Source organism: Xanthobacter autotrophicus ATCC 700552, assembly GCF_043194565.1.
GTDB lineage: Bacteria > Pseudomonadota > Alphaproteobacteria > Rhizobiales > Xanthobacteraceae > Xanthobacter > Xanthobacter autotrophicus_F.
In genome coordinates, this window is sequence record NZ_JBAFVS010000020.1 from 45,048 (window position 1) to 65,065 (window position 20,018).

A 20,018-nucleotide genomic window follows, 5' to 3' on the forward strand; every position below is an offset into this window, starting at 1 on the left:
GCTGCCGGCGCGTGGGAGAGGTTACATCATGGCTCTGGACGATCTGGTCACCGAAAGCGCGGGCGTGCGGGCGGACGCTGTCCCCAACGATCTCGACGCCTTCTGGATGCCGTTTACCTCCAACCGTTCGTTCAAGAAGCGACCGCGGCTCGTCTCCCGGGCCAAGGACATGCACTATTACACTCCGGAGGGCCGCGCCATTCTCGATGGCTGCGCCGGGCTGTGGTGCGTCAATCCCGGCCATAACCGCGAGCCCATCGTGGAGGCCATCCGCCAGGCGGCCACCGAGGTGGATTTCGCCCCGACCTTCCAGTACGGCCACCCGCAGGCCTTCCGCCTCGCGAGCCGCATTGCCGAACTGGCGCCGGGCGACCTTGACCACGTCTTCTTCTGCAATTCCGGCTCGGAGGCGGTGGACACCGCGCTGAAGATCGCGCTCGCCTATCACCAGACCACCGGCGCCGGCACCCGCACCCGCCTCATCGGCCGCGAGCGGGGCTATCACGGGGTGGGCTTCGGCGGCATCTCGGTGGGCGGCATCGTGTCGAACCGCCGCACCTTCGGCACCATGCTCACCGGCGTCGATCACCTGCGCTCGACCTACGACCGCGAGAACCAGGCCTTCACCAAGGGCGAACCGGATTACGGCGCGCACTTCGCCGACGAACTGGAGCGTATCGTCGCCCTGCACGACGCCTCCACCATCGCCTCGGTGATCGTGGAGCCCATGGGCGGCTCCACCGGCGTGCTGCCGGCGCCCAAGGGTTATCTGAAGCGGCTGCGCGAGATCTGCGACAAGCATGGCATTCTGCTGATCTTCGACGAGGTCATCACCGGCTTCGGCCGTCTCGGCCACGCCTTCGCCGCCGAGCGCTACGGCGTGGTGCCGGACATGATCACCTTCGCCAAGGGCATCACGGCGGGCGCCGTGCCCATGGGCGGCGTGCTGGTGCGCAAGGGCATCCACGATGCCTTCATGAAGGGGCCGGAGCATGTGGTGGAGCTGTTCCACGGCTACACCTATTCGGCGCATCCGCTGGCCTGCGCCGCGGGCCTTGCCACCCTCGACCTCTACGCCCGGGAGCACACCTTCACCCATGCCCGCGCGCTGGAGCCCTTCTTCGCCGACGCGATGATGAGCCTGAAGGACAAGCCCGGCGTGCTCGATATCCGCACCGTGGGCATCACCGGCGCCGTGGACCTCACCCCGAAGGACGGCGCGCCGGGCCTGAAGGGCTACGAGGCGCTGGAAAGGGCCTTCCACGAGGACGGCCTGATGATGCGCATCGCCGGCGACACGCTGGTGGTGACGCCGCCGCTCATCATCTCCAAGGATCAGGTGGGTGAGCTGGTGGAGAAGCTGGGCCGGGTCATCGAAAAGGTGGCGTGACGACAGCACGGCGCCGGCAGAAGGGCCGGCGCCGTGTCGCGAAAGGCCTGTCGTGTCCCGGACTTGTCGCTCCCGGACTTGTCGCTCCCGGACTTGCCGCTCCCAGACTTGCCGCGCGCGTCGAAGCGCGCGTCAGGGACCCGTTCCGGCTCTGCGGCAGGGACGATCAGAGCCGTCCGGTGAGCGCCAGGACGATCACGATGATCAGCAGCACGCCGACGATGCCGCCGGGTCCATAGCCCCAGCCGCGGCTGTAGCCCCAATTGGGCAGCGCGCCGACGAGAATCAGGATCAGGATGATGATGAGGATGGTGGACACGGGGCGAGCCTCCCTTCACGACGCGCGCACGCGTCGCCGGCCCGCATCCGGGCTGGCCCGAGGGCGCAGTCGCTTGGCTTGATCTGAGCGCGGCGCGTCATCCGCCGCGCTTTGAGAACGCGGCCGGACCGGCGGAGGTTCCGCTCCGGGGGCTTCATCCCTTGGCAGCACGCGAAAACCGGCCTGAGTCGCGCGGCAGGAGCAGGTGTCACAGGCCTTTGGGCTTCTTCAAAGCGGTGCGGTCGCCTGCGCCAGCCAGTTCCGCTCGGCCTCATCAAGCTCTGCAGCCAGCGCCCCGGCCACCATCGCGTGATAGGCGTCCACCTGCTCCCGCTCGGCGCCATCCAGCAGGCTGAGGTCGATGAGCCGTCGGTCGTAGGGCACCAGCGTCAGGGTCGAGAAGCCGAGGCAGGGTTTCTCCGCGCCCTCCGGATTCCGGCGTTCCACCAGGATCAGGTTCTCGATGCGGATGCCATAGGCGCCGGTGCGGTAATAGCCGGGCTCGTTGGACAGGATCATGCCCTGGGCCAGCGCCAGATGCCCGAGCTGGGAGATGCGCGCCGGGCCTTCATGCACCGAGAGGCCGGCGCCCACGCCGTGGCCGGTGCCGTGGTCGAAATCCAGCCCCGCCGCCCACAGATACTGCCGCGCCAGCGGATCGAGCTGGGCGCCGGTGATGCCCTCCGGAAACACCGCGCGGCTCAGGGCCAGATGGCCCTTCAGCACCAGCGTGTAGTGGCGGCGCATCTCGTCGGTCGGCGTGCCCACGGCGAGGGTGCGGGTGATGTCGGTGGTGCCGTCCGGATATTGCGCGCCGGAATCCAGCAGGAACAATTCGTCGGGACGGATCGCCCGGTTGGTCTTGCGGGTGACGCGATAATGCACGATGGCGCCGTTCTCCCCCGCGCCCGCGATGGTGGGGAAGGAAACGTCGGTGAGGGTGCCGGTGCCACGGCGGAAGGTTTCCAGCGCCTCCACCGCCTCGATCTCGGTGAGATGGCCTTTGGGCGCCTCGGCATCGAACCACGCAAGGAAGCGCACCAGCGCAAGGCCGTCGCGCACATGGGCGGCGCGCATGCCGGCGATCTCGGCCGGGTTCTTGGAGGCTTTCAGCAAGGCGATGGGATCGGCGCCCTTGTCCACCGTGCCCTCCGCCGCCTCGATGAGGCCGGCCAGACGCACCGGCGCCGTGGCCTGATCCAGGCGGATCTTGCGGCCCTTGGCGAAGGCGGCGAGCACCGTGTCGAGGTCGCCGGTGCCGTGGAGGCGCGCATGCCCGGCCAGCGCCGCGCGCACCTCGTGGGAGAGCTTCAGCGGTTCAAGGAAGAGGTCCGGCAGCCCCTCGCGCGGCACGATGCACCAGGCCAGCGGCAGCGGCGTGTGGGCCACGTCGCCGCCGCGCATGTTGAACAGCCAGGCCGCGCCGTGGGGATCGGAGATCAGTGCGCCGTCGAGCTTGTCGGCGGCAAGCTTCTCCTGCACGCGCAGGAGCTTGGCCGCCGTATCCTCGCCTGCCACGGACAGGTCGAGCAGGCGCACCGGCGCACGGGGCGGCTCGGGCCGGTCGGGCCAGATGGCGGTGAAGGGGTCGGCCTCCAGCGGCACGAGGATGCCGCCGGCGGCCCCCACCGCCTTGGCGAACCGGTCGCGGCCGTCGATGGTGGTGCGCCAGGGATCGTAGGCCAGTCGCGCGCCACGGGGCAGGTTCGCTTCCACCCACGCATCGGGCCGCATCTGCGAGAGCGGCACCACCGTGAAGGCCTCCGTGTCCACCTGCGCCGGGGCCTGTAGGGTATAGCGCCCGTCCACGAACAAGGCGGCGGTGTCCTGAAGCACGATCACCGTGCCCGCAGAGCCGGTGAAGCCGGTGAGGAAGGCGAGGCGTTCCTCGCAGGGCGGCACATATTCATTCTGGTGCGCATCGGCGCGGGGCACCACATAGCCGTCCACGTTCAGCCGCGCCAGCTCGGCCCGAAGCGCGGCGAGCCGCGCCGGCCCGGCCGCGCCGTCGGCGAGGTCGTCGAAGGTCTGGAACACGGCCTTGAAGGCATGGGGGGTCTTGTGGTGCGCGGTCATGGGCGGGGCGGCCGGAGCTGGGACAGGGATATTTCGCCAACCATAGAGCCGGATCGGCTCCGGTGGAATCATCCGGGCGGCAATTCCGCCTTCCTCCTCCGGGAAAGCGAACGATCGTGTCCGATCGGCCCGCATCGCGGGCGGATGGGGAGATGCCCTTCGGAGGTCGCGGGGCATCGTTTCGCGGCGGACCGGGCGCCCGCTCCAGACGGTGGGTATTTCGCGCAACGCCCTTGATGGGGGAGGCCGCCTGCGATTATGGTCGCCCGGCGCGCGGGCGTAGTTCAGTGGTAGAACGACAGCTTCCCAAGCTGTATGTCGCGGGTTCGATTCCCGCCGCCCGCTCCATCGCCCTCCTTACAGCGCTTCGATGGCCTACCGCCCCTCGCGGATGGCGAGGCGCGTCGCATCCACGCCGCGATAGGCGGAGGCGCGGCAGCTCAGGATCACCACCTGCATGCGGGTCGCCGCCTCGGTGAGGATCTCCATCATGGTGTCGAAGCGGTCGTCGTCAGCGAAAACGAGGGCGTCGTCGAGCACCAGCGAGGCCGGCTTGCCCTTGGCGATCAGGAGATCGGCGAAGGCGATGCGGGTGAGGATGGCGATCTGCTCCTGCGTGCCCTTGCTGAGCAGGTCCGCCGCCTCCTCCCGCCCGCCGCGGCTGAGGGCCTCGGGCCGCAGGGTCTCGCCGAAGGCGAGGCTCGCATTGGGCAGAAGCCGGCGCACATAAGGTTCGATGCGGCGGGTGACCGGCTCCAGATAGCGCCGCGCCGCCTCCTGCTGGGTCTCCCTCAGCACCTTGAGGAGGAGCGCGAGCGTGTCCGCCTCCTGCTTCAGGCGCAGGAAGGCGGCTTCGGCGGCGTCCGCCTCTTCGGTCGCGGCGGTGGCACGGCTCGCAGGGCCTTCGCCGCCCAGGGTCTTGGCCTGTTCCTCCAGCCGGGCCACTTCGCCGGCGAGGGCCGGCAACTGGCCCTGCAAAGTCTCGCGGCGCTTCGTCAGCGCGTCGCGCTTGCGCACGAGGGTCGCCTCGTCCAGCACGTCGGCAGCACGCTGGGCCGCCTCGCGATCCATGAGGGTGCGCCCCTCGGCGGTCTGCGCCGTGGCGAGCGCGGTGGCGAGGTCGGCGTCGGCGAGGCTTGCCGTCTCGGCGGCGAGGTCATCGGCGAGACGGCGCCGGTCGCCCTCGGCGCGCTCCCGCGCGGTGGCGAGGGCCATTTCCTGCTGTTGTGCGCTCTTCAACCCCTCCAGCATGGCCTCGCGCCGGGCCGCCGCCGCGGTCTCGGCGGTGCGGAGGGCGCGGGTGCGCGTTTCAAGGTCGGCAAGGCCGGCGGGGGCTTCCTTTGCCTCTGGAGCGGGAGCGGTAAGGCCGGTCAGCGCCCCGCGCAACGGATCGAGACCCGCCGGGATGCCGAGGGCGGCATCGGCCGGGCATTCGGCCTTCAGCCGGGTGCGCAGCCCCAGAAGCTCGGCCTCGTCGATGGCCCGCGCCCGCGCCGCCGTGCGCGCCGTGGCCGGGGTGGCGTGGCCGGACGCGGCGAGGAATTCGGCCAGCTTGCGCTGGGCGGTTTCGAGACCGGCAAGGGCCGGCGCGCCGGTGGCGGGCGGGGTGAGGGTGAAGGTGCCCACGCGGGGAACCGTGATCACCATGGGGTGGGTGAGGCGCACCATCGTCCCGTCGGCGAGGGGTGCGCCGTCCATGAGGATGGCCGGCGCACCCGGCTCCAGCGCCACCTGCAAGCTGGCGGCGCCCGCCTCCACCGCGGCGCGGGCGGCGCCGGCGGCGTCTTCCAGCTGGCGCAGGCGGTTCACCGCCGCCTCGTCCATGCGCTCGGCGGCGATGCGGGCGTCGCGGATGCGGATTTCGGCCGCGAGCGCCTCGGCCCGCTCCAGCCGGGCGAAGGCGGCGGCGAGGATGCGGCGACGCTCGGCGGCATCGCGTTCGGTGCGGGCGCCGTCGCGGGCGTCCTCGGCGGCGCGCAGGTCGGTGCGGGCCCGCTCCAGGGCGGCGGCGGCCTCCTGCTCGGCCCCCCGGGCGCGGGCCAGGGCTTCGGCGTGGGCGGCGACATCGGCGGCGACGTGGCGTGCCGCCGCTTCCGCCTTGGCAAGGGCATCGCGCATCTGGACGCGCGCGGCCGTGCGGGTTTCCAGCGCGGCGCGATCGCCGGACGCCTTCTGCAGGGCGAGATCGGCGATGCGCAGCGCCTGTCCCGCCTGCTTGGCGCGGTCGATGTCCTCGCCGAGCCGTTTCAGATCAGCATCGATCTCCGGATTTTCCATGTCGCGGACGAGGCGGCGCTGTTCGTTGCGCTTGCCTTCCAGGCGTTCCAGCAGGCTCTCGAACTGGGTCAACTCGCGCTGGGCGTCCTCGGCCTCGGCGCGCGCAGCCTCGGCGGCCTCCTGCGCCTGCTTCAGGCGGCCGGTGGGGCGGCCGGTGGCGGTGTGGAAGTCGCCAAGGCTCTTTTCCACCTGCAGGACCACGGCTTTCGCCCGCCGCCCGCCGGTCACCGCACCCACCTCGCCGGCCAGGGCTTCCTCCAGCGAGCGCCGGGCAGTCTCGGCGGGGGCGCCGAGCTGGAAGGACAGGCCCTGTTCCACCCACAACAGGCCGAGGGCGCCGCGGCTTTCCTCATCGGCGCCGCGATTGCCGGCGCGGTTGAAGCCGAGCAGCGCCTGGAGCTTTTCCTCCGCCGCGTCCGACGCGAAGCGCCCGTCCGGCCCCTCCAGCGTCACCTGCGGCGCGGCCAGGAAGCGCTTGGACAGGCGCCATTCCCCGCCGCCCACGTCGAAGGCGAGATCCACCGTCGGCGCCACCTCGTCGCCCTGGGGGCGGAACGAGCGGATGCGGTCGCTCTTGGCGCTGTGGCGCTCGAACAGGGCGGCCCGCAGGGCGTCCAGCACCGTGGATTTGCCGGTCTCGTTGGGCTCGCAGACCAGGTTGAGCCCGTCGGCGAAGCCGTCCAGCACCACGGGCGCGCGGAACTTGCGGAAGTTCTCGATGGTCAGGCGGCGGATGCGCATCAGGCCTCTCCCGGCCGCTGGGCCCGATGATGCTCCACATAAAGCCGCTCCAGCGCGGCACCGGCGAGGCGCCCCTCGGCGCCGCCCTCGGCCGCCATGGCGTTGAGGCGTTCGGCGGCGGCGCGCAGGTCGCCGAAGGCGTCGATTTCGGCAAGGTCGGTGTCGGTGGGGCGGGTGACGAGGCCGTTAAGGTCGAGGTCGAGCCAGCGCAGCTCGTGGGCGAGGGCATCCTCCAGCCGGCGACGCACCGCCACCCGGTCGCCGAGGGAGAGCAGGCCGCCAAGGTGCAGTCGCGCCACCACGTCCTGCCGCGCCAGTCCGGGGGCAAGGCCAGCCATCAGGGCGTCGAGATCGGAGGCGGTGGAAAGGGTCCAGTCGGCCTCGACCCAATGGTGGCGGCCGATGGCAAGGTCGGTGACCTGCGGCGGCGCATCCGGGCCGGCGAGGTCCACCAGCAGCGCCAGGCCCGTGGCCTCGCGGCCGAAATCGTCGGGCTCGGGCGTGCCGCTGTAATGGGTGCGCTCGTCGATCCGGAGCCGGCCATGCCAGTCGCCCAGCGCCAGATAGGCGAGGCCGGCGCGCCGGGCGCGGTCGGGGGCGAGGAGGTTGGTGTCGGGGTCGGAGCCGAAGGCCTGCACCGAGCCGTGGGCCAGCCCGATGCGCAACAGGCCGGGTGCCGTCTCGGCCGTGTCGAACCATGCGGTGGGATCGGACAGGCTGCGCTTGTGGGTGAGCGGGGCCGGCAGCAGCACCGCGGTTTCGCCGAGGGCGATGGGCTCGGGTGCGACGGCGGCGATCACGTTGGGCGGGGTCTCGGCCTTGAGCCGGGTCCACAGGCCATCGGCGCGCAGGGGGTCGTGGTTGCCGGGCAGCAGCACGAAGGTGACGTTCGCCGCCTGCCGCATGCGCGAGAGCGCCTGCCGGTAGACGCGGTCGCCGGGCTCGGCGCTGTCGAACACGTCGCCGGCCACCAGCACCAGTGGTGCGTCATGGGCTTGGGCGGCGCGGGCGAGGGCATCGATGGCGCCGAGGCGGGCTTCCTGCAGGGCCGCGCGGGCCTCTTCCGGCGCGCGGCCGAACGGCTTGCCGAGCTGCCAGTCGGATGTGTGGATGAAACGCATGCGGCCCTCCCGGGGCGGGAGCTTAGACGCCGCCGCCGCCGGCAAGGCAAGGCCGCTGCGCGGGGGGCGCGGGAAACCGCCCTCAGGACTTGCGGTTGTGGGAGATGGCGGCGGGGCAGGGTCGCCCGCTTGGTGCCCCAGCGGCAGCTGGGGTGGCGAATCACTGTGGTGCCTCAGTTTGAGTTCTGCGGCTTCGACCGGGAACCATGGAACCCTCTCCCGCTCCCCAGCCCTCCCCCGCAAGCGGGAGAGGGGGCCGACGGCGCTTCTTTTCAAACTGAGGCCCGCCCCTCAGGCCGCCTCGGCGTAGCGGGCGACGGAGAGGTCGGCGGTGTCGATGTCGGGGGATCGGCCGCCGATCAGGTCCGCCAGCACCCGGCCCGATCCGCAGGCCATGGTCCAGCCCAGCGTGCCGTGCCCGGTATTGGTGAACAGGTTGGCCAGCTTCGTCGGGCCGATGATGGGCGTGCCGTCCGGCGTCATGGGCCGCAGCCCGGTCCAGAACGAGGCCTTGGCGATGTCGCCGCCGGCGGGGAAGAGGTCGCCCACCGAGAAGGCGAGGGTGGCCCGGCGCGGTTCCCTGAGATTCAGGTCGAAGCCGGCCAGTTCCGCCGTTCCGCCCACCCGGATGCGGTCCCCGAGGCGGGTGATGGCCACCTTGTAGGTCTCATCCATCACGGTGGAGCGGGGCGCCGCGTCCGGGTCCACGATGGGCAGGGTGAGGGAATAGCCCTTCACGGGGTAGACCGGCAGGCGGATGCCCAGAGGCGCGAGCAGCGCCGGGGTATAGCTGCCCATGGCGGCCACATAGATGTCGGCGGTGATCACCTCGCCGCCGGCCAGAGCCACGCCGGTGATGCGTCCCGCCTCGTGCCGCAGCCCCTCCACGGTGGCGCCATAGCGGAAGGTGACGCCCTGCCGCGCGCAAATCTCCGCGAGGCGCTGGGTGAAGATGTGGGCGTCGCCGGTCTCGTCCCCCGGCAGCCGCAGGCCGCCCACGAACTTGTCCCGCACCCGGGCGAGCGCCGGCTCGGCGCGGATGCAGCCGGAGGGGTCGAGCAACTCGTAGCGGACGTTATGCGCGTCCAGCACTTCGGTGTCGGAATGCACATGGTCGAGCTGCTTCTGGGTGCGGAACAGCTGGAGCGTGCCCAGCGTGCGCTCGTCATAGGTGATGCCGGTCTCGGACCTCAGCGCGTCGAGGGCGTCGCGGCTGTACTCGGCGAGGGCGACCATGCGCGCCTTGTTGCGGCGATAGGCGGCCTCGGTGCAGTTGGCCAGCAGCTGGGCGAGCCACAGATAGAGCTTGGGGTCGAGGCTTGGCCACACCACCAGCGGACGGTGGTGCATGAGCAGCCATTTGATGGCCTTCACCGGAACGCCCGGCCCGGCCCAGGGCGCGGAATAGCCGGGCGAGACCTGGCCCGCATTGGCGAAAGAGGTCTCCATGCCCGCCGCCTTCTGGCGGTCGACGACGGTCACCTCGTGTCCGGCCTGCGACAGGTAATAGGCGGACGCCGTGCCCACGACGCCGCTGCCCAGAATCACGATGCGCATGGCGACCACCCCCTTCCGCCGCGCCGGCCCGGGGGCAGCGAGGCGACATGCAGCGCCGAAACCGGCGCCCTTCAGGCTCACTCAAGCAATTTTTGCGCCTTGTGGTCGATCACGATTTCTCGCGTGGCAGGGACCTGCCTGACAGGCCTGAGCCGCGCACCCCGCCGTCCTGCGACCGCCTGCCGCGCGGGTCTTCGGCGGCCGCCGCCCAACAATTGATCATGATCAAAGAATGATCTTTCGCCGTCTCCTAACCTCAAAACGTTGACGGGGTCTTCGGGCGTGCCCGGTGGAGCGCAAGGTTTCGCACTCGGCCGGCAGAAGCTCGCACGAGGCCGCAGGGTTCGCGTTTCCCAGTGTTTTCAAGGGAGCGCGGCCGCATTCCAGAGGCTCCGTTGCGGATTTCTTGATCCCTTCCTGAGGAGACGATGTGATGAGTGCCCTTGCCAAGCGCGTTGAGCTGCCGGTTGAAGAAGCCCCCGTCCAGAAGGCCGATGACGTGCTGATCCACGTCCGCTTCAGCCCCAGCGCCGAAGTGCTCACCATCGACCGCCTGCCCGAGGGCGTCGCGCCCAAGGCCTGGTTCGAGCGCCTGTTCCTGAGCGCTGCTCCCCATTACCGCACCCTGTCCAACGGCCGCGGCTTCTTCCGCATCCCCGCCGGGACGTTCGCGGCGATCTGATCGCCGACCTTTCCAGCTGCTTTGAACAGACCGGCGCCGGCCCCTGGCCGCGCCGGTCTTTTTGTGTCTGGCCTGAACCTTACGATGGAACCTCCGGCAAGTGGCGCTTTTGCACTGCATCTTGGCGCCGGGGCCAGGAAGGTGTTGATATCGGACAATGACGAAGCGGGAGGTCTGCCGAAACTGGCCCGGTCCCGCCCATGGCCCAGGACGAGAGGGAGAAAGACATGTCGGAAACCGCCGCGCCGAACGCACCGCACGCCAAGCTGGGCGACGAGACCTTCATGACGGCCGACGACCTCAAGGCCTACATGCAGGAGGTCGAGCAGTCGAAGCTGTCGAAGGAACTCGCTGCCATGGATCGCGCCGACAGGGCGCGCGCGGAGCTGGTGAAGACCCTGTCGCAGCCGGTCGACCTCACCCCCGAGAGGCTGCACGAGATCACCACCAACCTGCAGACCAAGATGCGCCTCGCCGCCCAGAGGGGCGAGACCGAGATCATGGTGATGCGCTTCCCCAACACCCTGTGCTCGGACAAGGGGCGCGCCATCAACAATGCCGAGGACGGCTGGCCCGACAGCCTCACCGGCCGTCCCCGCCAGGCCTACGAGCTGTGGCGCGACCACCTGCGCGCCGGCCACTACAAGCTGAAGGCCATGGTCATCGACTGGCCGAACGGCATGCCCGGCGACATCGGCTTCTTCCTCAGCTGGGCCTGACCCCCGCAGAGGAGCACACGCAGAAGAATACGCGCAGAAGAACACGCGTAGGGGAACACGTGCCGATCAGGTCGCAGCGCGGCCTGGTCGGATAACGCGTCTTCTTTCTTAAGTTTAGAGGGCGCGGCAGAACAATAAAAGGAGGAACGCCATGGCCCATGAACGCACCAAAGATGACGATGGCGACAAGAATGAGCGGCTGAAGAACAAGGACTATGAGCACGAACTGAAGGCGCTGCACGCCGAGCTGGTGAAGCTCCAGCTGTGGGTGAAGCACACCGGCGCCAAGGTGTGCGTGATTTTCGAGGGTCGCGACGGTGCCGGCAAGGGTGGCGTGATCAAGGCGATCCTGGAACGGGTGAGCCCGCGCATCTTCCGTGTGATCGCGCTGCCGCCGCCCACCGAGCGCGAGAAGACGCAGATGTTCATCCAGCGCTACCTGCCGCATTTGCCGGCGGGAGGCGAAATCGTAATCTTCGACCGCTCCTGGTACAATCGTGCGGGCGTCGATCGCGTCATGGGGTTCTGCACCGAGGAGCAGACCAAGAAATTCCTGTCCGCGGTGCCCTTCGTGGAGAAGGCCATCGTCGAATCGGGAGTCATCCTGATCAAATACTGGCTGGATGTGTCCGAGGAAGAGCAGACCTTGCGCATGGAGAGTCGCATCGACGATCCGCGCAAGATCTGGAAGCTCTCGCCCATGGATCTCGAATCCTATGCGCGCTGGTATGATTATTCCCGCGCGCGGGACGAGATGTTCGAGGCGAGCGATACCCAATGGGCGCCCTGGTTCGTCGCCCAGTCGGACGACAAGAAGCGGGCGCGGCTCAACATCATCTCGCACATGCTCTCGCGCATTCCTTATGAGGACGTGCCGCGGGAGAAGATCAAGCTGCCCAAGCGCCAGAAGCCCCACGACTATGTGGAGGCGGACTACGCCCGCCACCGCGTGCCGGAACGGTTCTGAGCTTTTGCCCGGCGGCTGTCAGGGCCGGCCGGCGACCGGCGCGGGGGACGCCGCAGCTTGGCGCTGCGCCTTCAGGTCTAGAGCGTTTTCCGTTCGCATTGGCTCACGGTAATCGCTCTAGAGTATTGTTATGACGCATTTTCTTCACGCGAACCGGTATCCACTTCGCTCGAAAACGCTCTAGGGCGTAGGAGGCGATGGCGAGGCCGAGCCCCGCCGTCGCAATGCCGGCGCCCATGAACGGCAGGTCCGCATAGGGCAGCCCGGCGGTGAGCGCCACGCCGCCGGCCCAGGCGCCCATGGCGTTGCCGAAGTTGAACGCCCCCTGGTTGAGGGTGGAGGCGAGGTTGGGCGCTTTCGCCGCCTCGCTCACCACCCGCATCTGCAGCGGCGCGACCAGGGCGAAGGCCAGCACCCCCCAGACGAACAGCGTGAGCGCCGCCGGCACCACCGTGTGGCTGCTGAGGGCGAAGGACGCCAAAAGCGGGATGATCACGGCGATGATGCCGATCACCGAGGGCATCAGCCGCCAGTCCGCCAGCCAGCCGCCGAGGAAATTGCCGCAGGTGAGGCCGATGCCGAACAGCAGCAGCATCAGCGTCACCCCGTGGGTGCTGAGGCCGGTAACGGTCTGGAGGATCGGCGCGATATAGGTGAACACGCTGAACAGGCTCGCCGACGCGACGATGCTGATGGCCATGGCGAACAGGACCTGCGGGCTGCCGAGGGATCTCGCCTCCCGCTTGAGGTTCATGGGCGGCACCGCGATGGTGCGCGGCAGGAAGGCGGCCAGCGCCAGCGCCGCGGCGATGCCGATGGCGACCACCACGAAGAAGGGGCTCCGCCAGCCCATGGCTTCGCCCAGCGCCGTGCCCGCCGGCACGCCGAGCACGTTGGCGAGGGTCAGTCCGGCGAACATCATGGCCATGGCCTGCGCCTTGCGGCCCGGCAGGACCAGGGCGGAGGCCACCACCGCACCGAGGCCGAAGAACGCGCCGTGGCACAAGGCGGTAAGCACCCGCGCCCCCATGAGCAGCCAGTAGGAGGGCGCCAGCGCGCACATGAGATTGCCGAGGATGAAGACGCCCATCAGCGCCAGCAGCGCGCGCCGCCGGTCCATGTGCGCCGTCGCCACCGCAAGGAAGGGCGAGCCGAAGGTGACGGACAGCGCATAGCCCGTCACCAGCAGGCCGGCTTGCGGAATGGTGACGTGAAGGTCGCCGGCCAGTTGCGGCAACAGGCCCATGATGACGAATTCGGTGGTGCCGATGCCGAACGCGGCGGCGGCAAGCGCCAGCAGCGGCAGGCGGGGATTGCCGCGCGCCGGGGCAGGCGACGGGGCGGAAGGCTGTGCGGCCATGACGATCACCGGATGGGGCGGAAGCCGGTTCGGGCGCGGGGCGCCGGACGATGAACGTCATTTATGCCGCAGCGCAGCAAAATCGCCAAATGCATTTAAGGCCGGAGGGATACCCGCCTCATGCATGCCTGTCCACGCAGCGCATTCTCAAGACGCAGGGAAAGCCCGCCCATGGTGGCGTGCCACGGGCGGGGGGTCACGCGGCGCGCGCGCCGGGGCCTTGGGATCACATCAGCCGGCGCGGGACGTCCGGGACGAGCTTCATCGCATCGGCGAAAGTCTCGAAGGCCACCCAGGCCCGACGCTGGAGTTCGGGCAGACGGGCGGCTTCCATCTGGTCGAGCAGCATCTCGGCATGCTCGCGCACCGGGTGCGAGCGGACAAAGCCGATCGCCTCGTCGAGCGAGTGCAGGACGATGCAGGAACCATCAACGCAGATCTTCAGCGGGCGACGGGCAGCTTCGAACATGGACGATCCTCCGTAGGGGGTGCAGCGCGTTGGCTGCGTCGTCTTGTGCCGGCCAAGGCCGCTCTGCGCCTCCCGCATTCGGGGGAAGGACGCCCAGGATCAGAACCCGAGGTTTCAAGCATGGCCGATGAGCGGGCACGGAGGCTCCCGGGGCGCGCTCAGTCGTTAAAACGCGGGCAAGGCCCATCGGTTCCGGGCTGTTCCAGATTTTTTGTGGGCGTCGCTGCGGGGATTTCCCCGCATCCTCCAAATTCGGGATGTCAGCCGCGCACGGTTGTCTAGAACGGACGGCGTGCACGATGCCGCTCGGCAAAGCGCGCCAGCCGGATGGCATTCCCCCGCATGCCGTCCGGCTGCCCCATTTGTGGGTTCTCCTTCGGCTCCACCCTCGCATCGGCAACGGAACCGCCAAGCTTCAGCAGAGTTGCTGGAGCATGGCCTTCACGGCCAAACCGAAACGCGACGGTTCAAGGATTGCTGTGCCCTTCTTCCAAATCTCCCGCACTCGCCTCTCGCCCCCTCTCCCTCAAGGGAGGTTGCTTCATGCTTGAGCCCGTCACTGCCGGCGATGATCCGCTCTGGTACAAGGATGCGATCATCTACCAACTCCATGTGAAGTCCTTCTTCGACGCCAACGACGACGGCATCGGCGATTTCCGGGGCCTCATCTCCAAGCTCGACTATATCGCCGATCTCGGCGCCACCGCCGTGTGGCTTTTGCCGTTCTATCCCTCGCCGCGGCGCGACGACGGTTATGACATCTCGCTGTATGAGGGCGTGTCGCCGGACTACGGCACCATGGACGAGGCGCGCCGCTTTATCGCCGAGGCCCATGCGCGGGGCCTGCGCGTCATCACCGAGTTGGTGATCAACCACACGTCCGACCAGCACCCCTGGTTCCAGGCCGCGCGGCGGGCGCCCAAGGGCAGCCCCGAGCGCAATTTCTATGTGTGGGCGGACGACGACAAGGGTTATCCCGGTGTGCCCATTGTCTTCTGCGACGTGGAAAAGTCGAACTGGACCTACGATGAGGTGGCCGGCCAGTTCTACTGGCACCGTTTCTATTCCCACCAGCCGGATCTCAACTTCGACAATCCGGAGGTGCTGGAGCATGTGCTCTCCATCATGCGCTTCTGGCTGGACCTCGGCGTGGACGGGCTGCGGCTCGACGCGGTGCCCTATCTGGTGGAACGGGAAGGCACGGACTGCGGCAACCTGCCCGAGACCCACGCCATCCTGAAGCAGATCCGCGCCCATCTCGATGCCCATTATACCGGCCGCATGCTGCTGGCCGAGGCCAATTTGTGGCCGGAGGACACCCAGCAATATTTCGGCGCGGCGGCGGACGAATGCCACATGGCGTTCCACTTCCCCATCATGCCGCGCATGTACATGGCCATTGCCAGGGAAGACCGCTTCCCCATCACCGACATCCTGCGGCAGACCCCGGCGATCCCGCCCACCTGCCAATGGGCCATCTTCCTGCGCAACCACGACGAGCTGACGCTGGAAACGGTGACCGATTCCGAGCGCGATTACCTCTGGAGCGTCTATGCGGCGGACCGGCGGGCGCGCATCAATCTCGGCATCCGCCGCCGCCTCGCGCCTTTGCTGGAGCGCGACCGGCGGCGCATGGAGCTGATGAACTCGCTGCTGCTCACCTTGCCCGGAACGCCGGTGATCTATTACGGCGACGAGATCGGCATGGGCGACAACATCCATCTCGGCGACCGCGACGGCGTGCGCACGCCCATGCAGTGGTCGCCGGACCGCAACGGCGGCTTCTCCAAGGCCGATCCCGAGCGGCTGGTGCTGCCGGTGATCCAGGACCCGCTCTACGGCTACGGCGCGGTGAATGTGGAGGCGCAGTCGCGCGATGCCCATTCGCTGCTGAACTGGACGCGGCGCTTCCTCGCCGTGCGCCGGCAGCACGCGGCCTTCGGGCGAGGCACCTTCCGCCTGCTGTTCCCGCGCAACCGGCGCATCCTTGCCTATCTGCGCGAGCAGGATGGGGAAGCGGTGCTGTGCGTCGCCAATCTTGCCCACACGCTGCAGGCGGTGGAGCTGGACCTTGCGGAGTTCGAGCGGCGGGTGCCGGTGGACCTCGTGAGCGGCACGACGCTGGCGGCGCTGGGCCGCGCGCCGTTCGTCCTCACCTTGCCGCCCTACGGCTTCTATGCCTTCAGCCTGTCGCAGACGGCGGCGGAGCCATCCTGGCGTGATCCGGCGCCGGAGGCGCTGCCTGAGTTCGCCACACTGGTGGTGCGCGACGGGCTCATGGGGGCGCTCAGTGAGCCCCATCGCGCCGTGATCGAGCAGGAAGCGCTCCCCGGCTATCTCGCCCGCCGCCGCTGGTTCGCGGGGCGCGCGGAGGAGATCGGCACCACGCGCCTGGGCTGGGCCATGCGGCTGCCCGGCACCGAGCGCGACGTGGTGCTGGCCGAGGTGGAGGCCGAGATCGCCGGCGCGACCGAGCGCTATCTGATGCCCCTGTGCATCGCCTGGGAGGACCAGCATCCCCCGGCCATCGCCGAGCAGCTGGCGCTGACCCGCGTGCGCCAGGGCCGCCGGGTGGGCTTCCTGACCGATGCGGCGGTGCTCGACGGGCTCGCGGCCGGCGTGGTGCGGGCGCTTCGGGAGGAGGCTCCCGTGGCGTTGCCCGATGGCGGCGCCATCGCCTTCTCGCGCACCAGCCACCTCGATGGCATTGCGGTGGAGCGTGGCGCGCCGGCGGAGCTGATCGATGCCGACGAGCCGGCGGCCAATCTCGTGATCACCGATCGTGTGGCGGTGAAGCTGTTCCGCCACATGAAGTTCGGCCACACGGCGGAAGAGGAGATGGCGCGCCATCTCACGGCCCTCGGCCTGCCGCTGGTGCCGCCCCTACTCGGCGCGGTCACCCGCACCGATCCGGCCGGTGCCCGGGCGCCGCTGGCCCTTGTCTACGGGCGCGTGCAGCACCAGGGCAATGCGGCGGACTGGACCTTGACCCAGCTCCAGCGCGCCCTCGACACCGCCGCCTCCACGGTGGACGGCGCGCGCCAGCGCTTCGAGGACGAGATCGCCGGCATGGTGGCGCTGCTGCGCAACATGGGCCGCCGCCTCGGGGAGCTGCATGCGGCCCTCTCGGAGCCTTCGGACGCCCCCGGCTTCGCCCCTCGGGAGGCGAGCGGAGACATGCGGGTCCTGTGGCGCACGCGGGCGGAGGCGACCTTCTCCGCCGCCCTCGACACCATCGCGCGCCTGCCCACGGCGGACGGGGCACGGCCGGCCCGCCTTGCGGAGCTGGAGGGTGCGCGCGCCGCGCTGAATGAGCGGTTCGGCGCGCTCTATGCCGGCACGGCGCTGCCGTTGATCCGCATCCATGGCCGATGCGACCTCGCCCACATGCTGGTGGCGGGCGGCGACGTGCTGATCGTGGGCGCCCTCGGTGGCCTGGAAGGCGTGCCGGAAGGCGAGCGGGCACCGCAGAGCCCGTGGCGCGATGTGGCCGCGCTGCTGGCGGCGTTGGAGCGGATTGCCGCCCGTATTGCCGGAGGTGAAGCGGGTGCGGCACGCGATGCCCCGGAGCTTCGGAGCGAGCTGATCGCGGCCTTCCTCGTCCGCGCGGAACGGGCGGTGCTGGGCGCGTATCTGGAGCGGGCACCGACGGCGGCGACAGCCTCGCGCCCACTGGCCGACGCCTTCATCCTGGAGGCCCTGGCGCGGACGGTGGCCGCGGAGCCGGCGCTGCCCCGGGGCACCCATGCCCTCGTCACCGGTCTCTACCGCCAGACGGCGCGCCTCCTGAAGGCGACCGACGCGGAGGAGGGGGCCACCCTCGCCCGCGGCGTTTCCTGATCCCCGTGCCCGGCATGAGCCGCCGGCGATGACGCGAACGGCGCCGGCGGAGCGGCGAACCCGCTGGAGGGACTGCAGGGGCGGCCCCGGTCGGGAGCAGCAGGACGTGGCGTTCAACTGCGGCCCGGCGTTGATCCGGCGGTGGGCAGGATCATCTCGGCTTTCAGGCCTCCCCCGGGACGGTTCGCCAGGGTCAACTCGCCACCGTGTGCCTTGACAATGCTGCGCGCGATGGCAAGGCCCAGTCCCATGCCGCCGGTCTCGGTGCTGCGCGACGGCTCCAGCCGCACGAAAGGCTTGAAGGCCTCTTCGATCAGATCCTCCGCCAGTCCCGTCCCGGCATCTTCAACCCGGATGGTGACGGTGCCCGGCCCCGGTTCCAGCACTGAGACCCGTGCGCTGTGGCCATAGCGGACCGCGTTGTCCAGGAGGTTGCGCAGGGCGCGTCGGAGGGCGACCGGGCGGCAGGGCAGGCGGAAAGGGGAGCCTGGGGTCATTTGAGCATCGGCCCCGACGCTGGCGAATTCCTCCACCACATCCGCGCACAAGGCATCGAGGTCCACGGTCTGCGTATCCTCGCTGATGGCCTCGGCGCGGGTGAAGGCGAGGGTCGCCTCGCAGATGGCCACGAGTTCGTCGATGGTGGCGACGATGTCGGCGCGCACCTCCTGATCGTCCACGAATTCGGCCTTGAGCCGCAGCGTGGTCAGGGGCGTCCGCAGGTCGTGGCTGATGGCCGCCAGCAGCCGCATGCGGTCGTGCATGAACTGGCTGAGCCGTTGCTGCATGGTATTGAAGGCGAGGGTCGCCGCCGCCACCTCCGCCGGCCCGCGCAGGTCGAGGGCGGTCACTCTCTCCCCGCGGCCCAGCCGCTCGGAGGCGTCCGCGAGGGAGCGGAGCGAGCGGGTCTGCAGCCGCACGCAGGCGACGGTCACGAAAGAAACCGCCAGCGAGGAGATCAGGAACGAGAGCAGGGTGGCGCGATTCCAGATGCCGGGCAGGCTCACCAGGGCCTTCAGGTGCAACCAGCGTTGATCCGACAGGGGCACACTCAGGGCCACGGCGCCGTAGCCCGGCCGTTGCCCCTGGGTGCTGGCTTCGCGCCAGGGGGGCTCGTCGCCGGGCCGCTCGGGGCAGTTGCGGTCAAAGGTGCCGTCGGTGTCGATGTGCACTTCGGGACGACCGGGCGCGACGCCGTGGAGGCGCCGTGAAAGCAGGTTCGCAAGGCTTTCCTCGGCCCGCGTCATGGTGCGGGGGGTGGGGGGCTTGGGGGAGACCCACGCGCAGAGTCCCCGTGATCCGAAAGCACTGGTGAGCCGGTCCACATCCTCCGGCTCCATGGTCTCGATCAGCCGGACCAGGGTCACCGTCTGGCTGAGCGCCTGGCCGCGGACAATGCCGACGATGACGCTGTCATTCTGGGTCTGCAGCACCGTGATCAGCAGCAGCTGCGCGATGGCGAGCGTCGCCACAAGGAGCAGCACCAGCCGGCCGGCCAGGCTGCGCGGCCAGAGAATGCGCGCGAGGCGGCTCACGGGTCCACCTCGACCGGAGCGGCGAAGACGTAGCCGTCGCCCCACACGGTCTTGATCAGCTCGGGATGCTGGGGGTCGCGCTCGATCCGGCGCCGGAGCCGGCTGACCAGATTGTCGATGCTGCGATCGAAAACCTGCGCCGGCCGACCCGCCGTGATGTCGAGAAGCTGGTCGCGCGTGAGCACCACGGAAGGTCGGGTGACCAGGGCAGCCAGGAGCCGGAATTCGGCGCTGCCGAGGCGGACCTCGCTGCCGGTCTCGTCGAGCAGCAGGCGCCGATCGGGATCGAGCTGCCACCGGTCGAAGCGATAGCGACGCGGTCCGCCCTGTTGCACGCGCGCGGGGCCCTGCGCCCGGCGCAGGATGGCGCGGATGCGGGCGAGAAGTTCCCGCGGATTGAAGGGCTTGGTGACATAGTCGTCGGCCCCGAGCTCGATCCCGACGATCCGGTCGGTCTCTTCCGCCGCCGCCGTGAGCAGGACCACGGGAATGTCGCTCGACTGCCGCAACTGGCGGCACAGGGTGAGCCCGTCGTCCCCGGGCATCATGATGTCGAGCACCACGAGGTCGAACGTGCCGGTGCGCATCTGCTGGCGCATGTCCGCGCCGCCGCTCGCGACGCTGACCCTGAAGCCGTTGCGGGTCAGGTATTTCGCGAGCAATTCGCGGATCTCGCGGTGATCGTCGACAACGAGGATGTGCGGGGTGCGTTCCATGCGCTCCAGAGATCAATGCGTTCCAGATATCAACCAGCTTCGCCGCACTGCGCCATTTGATCGGGCCGACGCTGCCGGGAAGCCCGGATGCGCCGCGTGCCCCGAGGGACTTGAGCGGAGTGAACCCGTGCTTGCTACCATGAAATTGTATCGAAATGTGTCAACTCCGCGGAGCAGGGACGAACGATTACCAACCTGCTGCGCTGCGACAAACTCCGGGACCTTCGACGGTTCATAAGGGTGGCTCAA

At 69.5% G+C, this 20,018-nt stretch carries 14 protein-coding genes and 1 tRNA gene; 6 read left to right on the forward strand and 9 right to left on the reverse strand.

Translation table 11 applies throughout. The annotated features are described in order from the left end of the window. The first annotated feature begins 28 nt into the window (after positions 1-28). On the forward strand, positions 29-1,390 hold the full coding sequence (aptA, locus tag V5F48_RS18605) for an omega-aminotransferase AptA (protein ID WP_394110304.1): 1,362 nt from the start codon (positions 29-31) through the stop codon (positions 1,388-1,390). Between the two features lie 166 nt (positions 1,391-1,556). Here the strand turns inward: aptA and V5F48_RS18610 are convergent, their stop codons facing one another. Together V5F48_RS18610 and V5F48_RS18615 are read right to left on the reverse strand one after the other, a co-directional pair. Further along, positions 1,557-1,709: a DUF3309 domain-containing protein gene (locus tag V5F48_RS18610; protein WP_012114320.1), complete on the reverse strand. Its 153-nt coding sequence runs from the start codon at positions 1,707-1,709 to the stop codon at positions 1,557-1,559. Positions 1,710-1,937: 228 nt separating this feature from the next. Further along, on the reverse strand, positions 1,938-3,785 hold the full coding sequence (locus V5F48_RS18615; protein WP_394259911.1) for an aminopeptidase P family protein: 1,848 nt from the start codon (positions 3,783-3,785) through the stop codon (positions 1,938-1,940). A gap of 273 nt (positions 3,786-4,058) precedes the next feature. On the opposite strand from V5F48_RS18615, the gene V5F48_RS18620 reads away from it, so the two are divergent. After that, a tRNA-Gly gene (locus V5F48_RS18620) sits at positions 4,059-4,133 on the forward strand. A gap of 27 nt (positions 4,134-4,160) precedes the next feature. Here V5F48_RS18620 and V5F48_RS18625 read toward each other — a convergent pair. The 3 genes from V5F48_RS18625 to V5F48_RS18635 form a co-directional block, all read right to left on the reverse strand. After that, positions 4,161-6,803 carry an AAA family ATPase gene (locus tag V5F48_RS18625; RefSeq protein ID WP_394259912.1) on the reverse strand — a complete coding sequence of 881 codons (2,643 nt, stop codon included), beginning with the start codon at positions 6,801-6,803 and terminating at the stop codon, positions 4,161-4,163. Further along, the gene (locus V5F48_RS18630) at positions 6,803-7,924 is read right to left on the reverse strand and encodes a metallophosphoesterase family protein (RefSeq protein WP_394259913.1); all 1,122 of its coding nucleotides are present in this window, start codon (positions 7,922-7,924) and stop codon (positions 6,803-6,805) included. Before V5F48_RS18630 ends, V5F48_RS18625 begins: the two co-directional genes overlap by 1 nt. Positions 7,925-8,215: 291 nt before the next feature. Continuing rightward, a complete protein-coding gene (locus tag V5F48_RS18635; RefSeq protein WP_394259914.1) occupies positions 8,216-9,481 on the reverse strand; it encodes a D-amino acid dehydrogenase in 1,266 nt (421 codons plus the stop codon). Positions 9,482-9,914: 433 nt separating this feature from the next. On the opposite strand from V5F48_RS18635, the gene V5F48_RS18640 reads away from it, so the two are divergent. From V5F48_RS18640 to ppk2, 3 genes are all read left to right on the forward strand, one after another. Beyond that, positions 9,915-10,163 (forward strand): hypothetical protein, encoded by a 249-nt coding sequence (locus V5F48_RS18640; protein WP_394110309.1) that lies wholly within the window; start codon positions 9,915-9,917, stop codon positions 10,161-10,163. A 227-nt stretch (positions 10,164-10,390) separates the two neighbouring features. Then, positions 10,391-10,882 carry a hypothetical protein gene (locus V5F48_RS18645; protein WP_394259915.1) on the forward strand — a complete coding sequence of 164 codons (492 nt, stop codon included), beginning with the start codon at positions 10,391-10,393 and terminating at the stop codon, positions 10,880-10,882. 151 nt (positions 10,883-11,033) lie between these two features. Continuing rightward, positions 11,034-11,849 carry a polyphosphate kinase 2 gene (gene ppk2 / locus V5F48_RS18650; protein WP_394110311.1) on the forward strand — a complete coding sequence of 272 codons (816 nt, stop codon included), beginning with the start codon at positions 11,034-11,036 and terminating at the stop codon, positions 11,847-11,849. 103 nt (positions 11,850-11,952) lie between these two features. Here the strand turns inward: ppk2 and V5F48_RS18655 are convergent, their stop codons facing one another. Both V5F48_RS18655 and V5F48_RS18660 read right to left on the reverse strand, forming a co-directional pair. Next, on the reverse strand, positions 11,953-13,209 hold the full coding sequence (locus tag V5F48_RS18655) for an MFS transporter (RefSeq protein WP_394259916.1): 1,257 nt from the start codon (positions 13,207-13,209) through the stop codon (positions 11,953-11,955). Between the two features lie 226 nt (positions 13,210-13,435). Further along, positions 13,436-13,678, reverse strand: a complete 243-nt coding sequence (locus tag V5F48_RS18660) for a hypothetical protein (protein WP_282639443.1) — start codon at positions 13,676-13,678, stop codon at positions 13,436-13,438. Between the two features lie 543 nt (positions 13,679-14,221). On the opposite strand from V5F48_RS18660, the gene treS reads away from it, so the two are divergent. After that, positions 14,222-17,518, forward strand: a complete 3,297-nt coding sequence (gene treS, locus V5F48_RS18665) for a maltose alpha-D-glucosyltransferase (RefSeq protein WP_394259917.1) — start codon at positions 14,222-14,224, stop codon at positions 17,516-17,518. Between the two features lie 113 nt (positions 17,519-17,631). Here the strand turns inward: treS and V5F48_RS18670 are convergent, their stop codons facing one another. Beyond that, positions 17,632-19,053: an ATP-binding protein gene (locus V5F48_RS18670; RefSeq protein WP_394259918.1), complete on the reverse strand. Its 1,422-nt coding sequence runs from the start codon at positions 19,051-19,053 to the stop codon at positions 17,632-17,634. Continuing rightward, positions 19,050-19,769, reverse strand: a complete 720-nt coding sequence (locus V5F48_RS18675; protein WP_394110315.1) for a response regulator — start codon at positions 19,767-19,769, stop codon at positions 19,050-19,052. The genes V5F48_RS18670 and V5F48_RS18675 overlap by 4 nt, the downstream gene beginning before the upstream one ends. Positions 19,770-20,018 lie beyond the last annotated feature (249 nt).

Excerpts from the sequence above, each read along its gene's own strand:
- V5F48_RS18615 (WP_394259911.1), bottom strand. The coding sequence starts at position 3,785 with ATGACCGCGCACCACAAGACCCCCCATGCCTTCAAGGCCGTGTTCCAG.
- V5F48_RS18655 (WP_394259916.1), bottom strand. The coding sequence starts at position 13,209 with ATGGCCGCACAGCCTTCCGCCCCGTCGCCTGCCCCGGCGCGCGGCAAT.
- V5F48_RS18675 (WP_394110315.1), bottom strand. The coding sequence starts at position 19,769 with ATGGAACGCACCCCGCACATCCTCGTTGTCGACGATCACCGCGAGATC.
- ppk2 (WP_394110311.1), top strand. The coding sequence starts at position 11,034 with ATGGCCCATGAACGCACCAAAGATGACGATGGCGACAAGAATGAGCGG.
- V5F48_RS18635 (WP_394259914.1), bottom strand. The coding sequence starts at position 9,481 with ATGCGCATCGTGATTCTGGGCAGCGGCGTCGTGGGCACGGCGTCCGCC.
- V5F48_RS18660 (WP_282639443.1), bottom strand. The coding sequence starts at position 13,678 with ATGTTCGAAGCTGCCCGTCGCCCGCTGAAGATCTGCGTTGATGGTTCC.
- V5F48_RS18645 (WP_394259915.1), top strand. The coding sequence starts at position 10,391 with ATGTCGGAAACCGCCGCGCCGAACGCACCGCACGCCAAGCTGGGCGAC.
- V5F48_RS18640 (WP_394110309.1), top strand. The coding sequence starts at position 9,915 with ATGAGTGCCCTTGCCAAGCGCGTTGAGCTGCCGGTTGAAGAAGCCCCC.
- aptA (WP_394110304.1), top strand. The coding sequence starts at position 29 with ATGGCTCTGGACGATCTGGTCACCGAAAGCGCGGGCGTGCGGGCGGAC.
- V5F48_RS18625 (WP_394259912.1), bottom strand. The coding sequence starts at position 6,803 with ATGCGCATCCGCCGCCTGACCATCGAGAACTTCCGCAAGTTCCGCGCG.
- treS (WP_394259917.1), top strand. The coding sequence starts at position 14,222 with ATGCTTGAGCCCGTCACTGCCGGCGATGATCCGCTCTGGTACAAGGAT.
- V5F48_RS18630 (WP_394259913.1), bottom strand. The coding sequence starts at position 7,924 with ATGCGTTTCATCCACACATCCGACTGGCAGCTCGGCAAGCCGTTCGGC.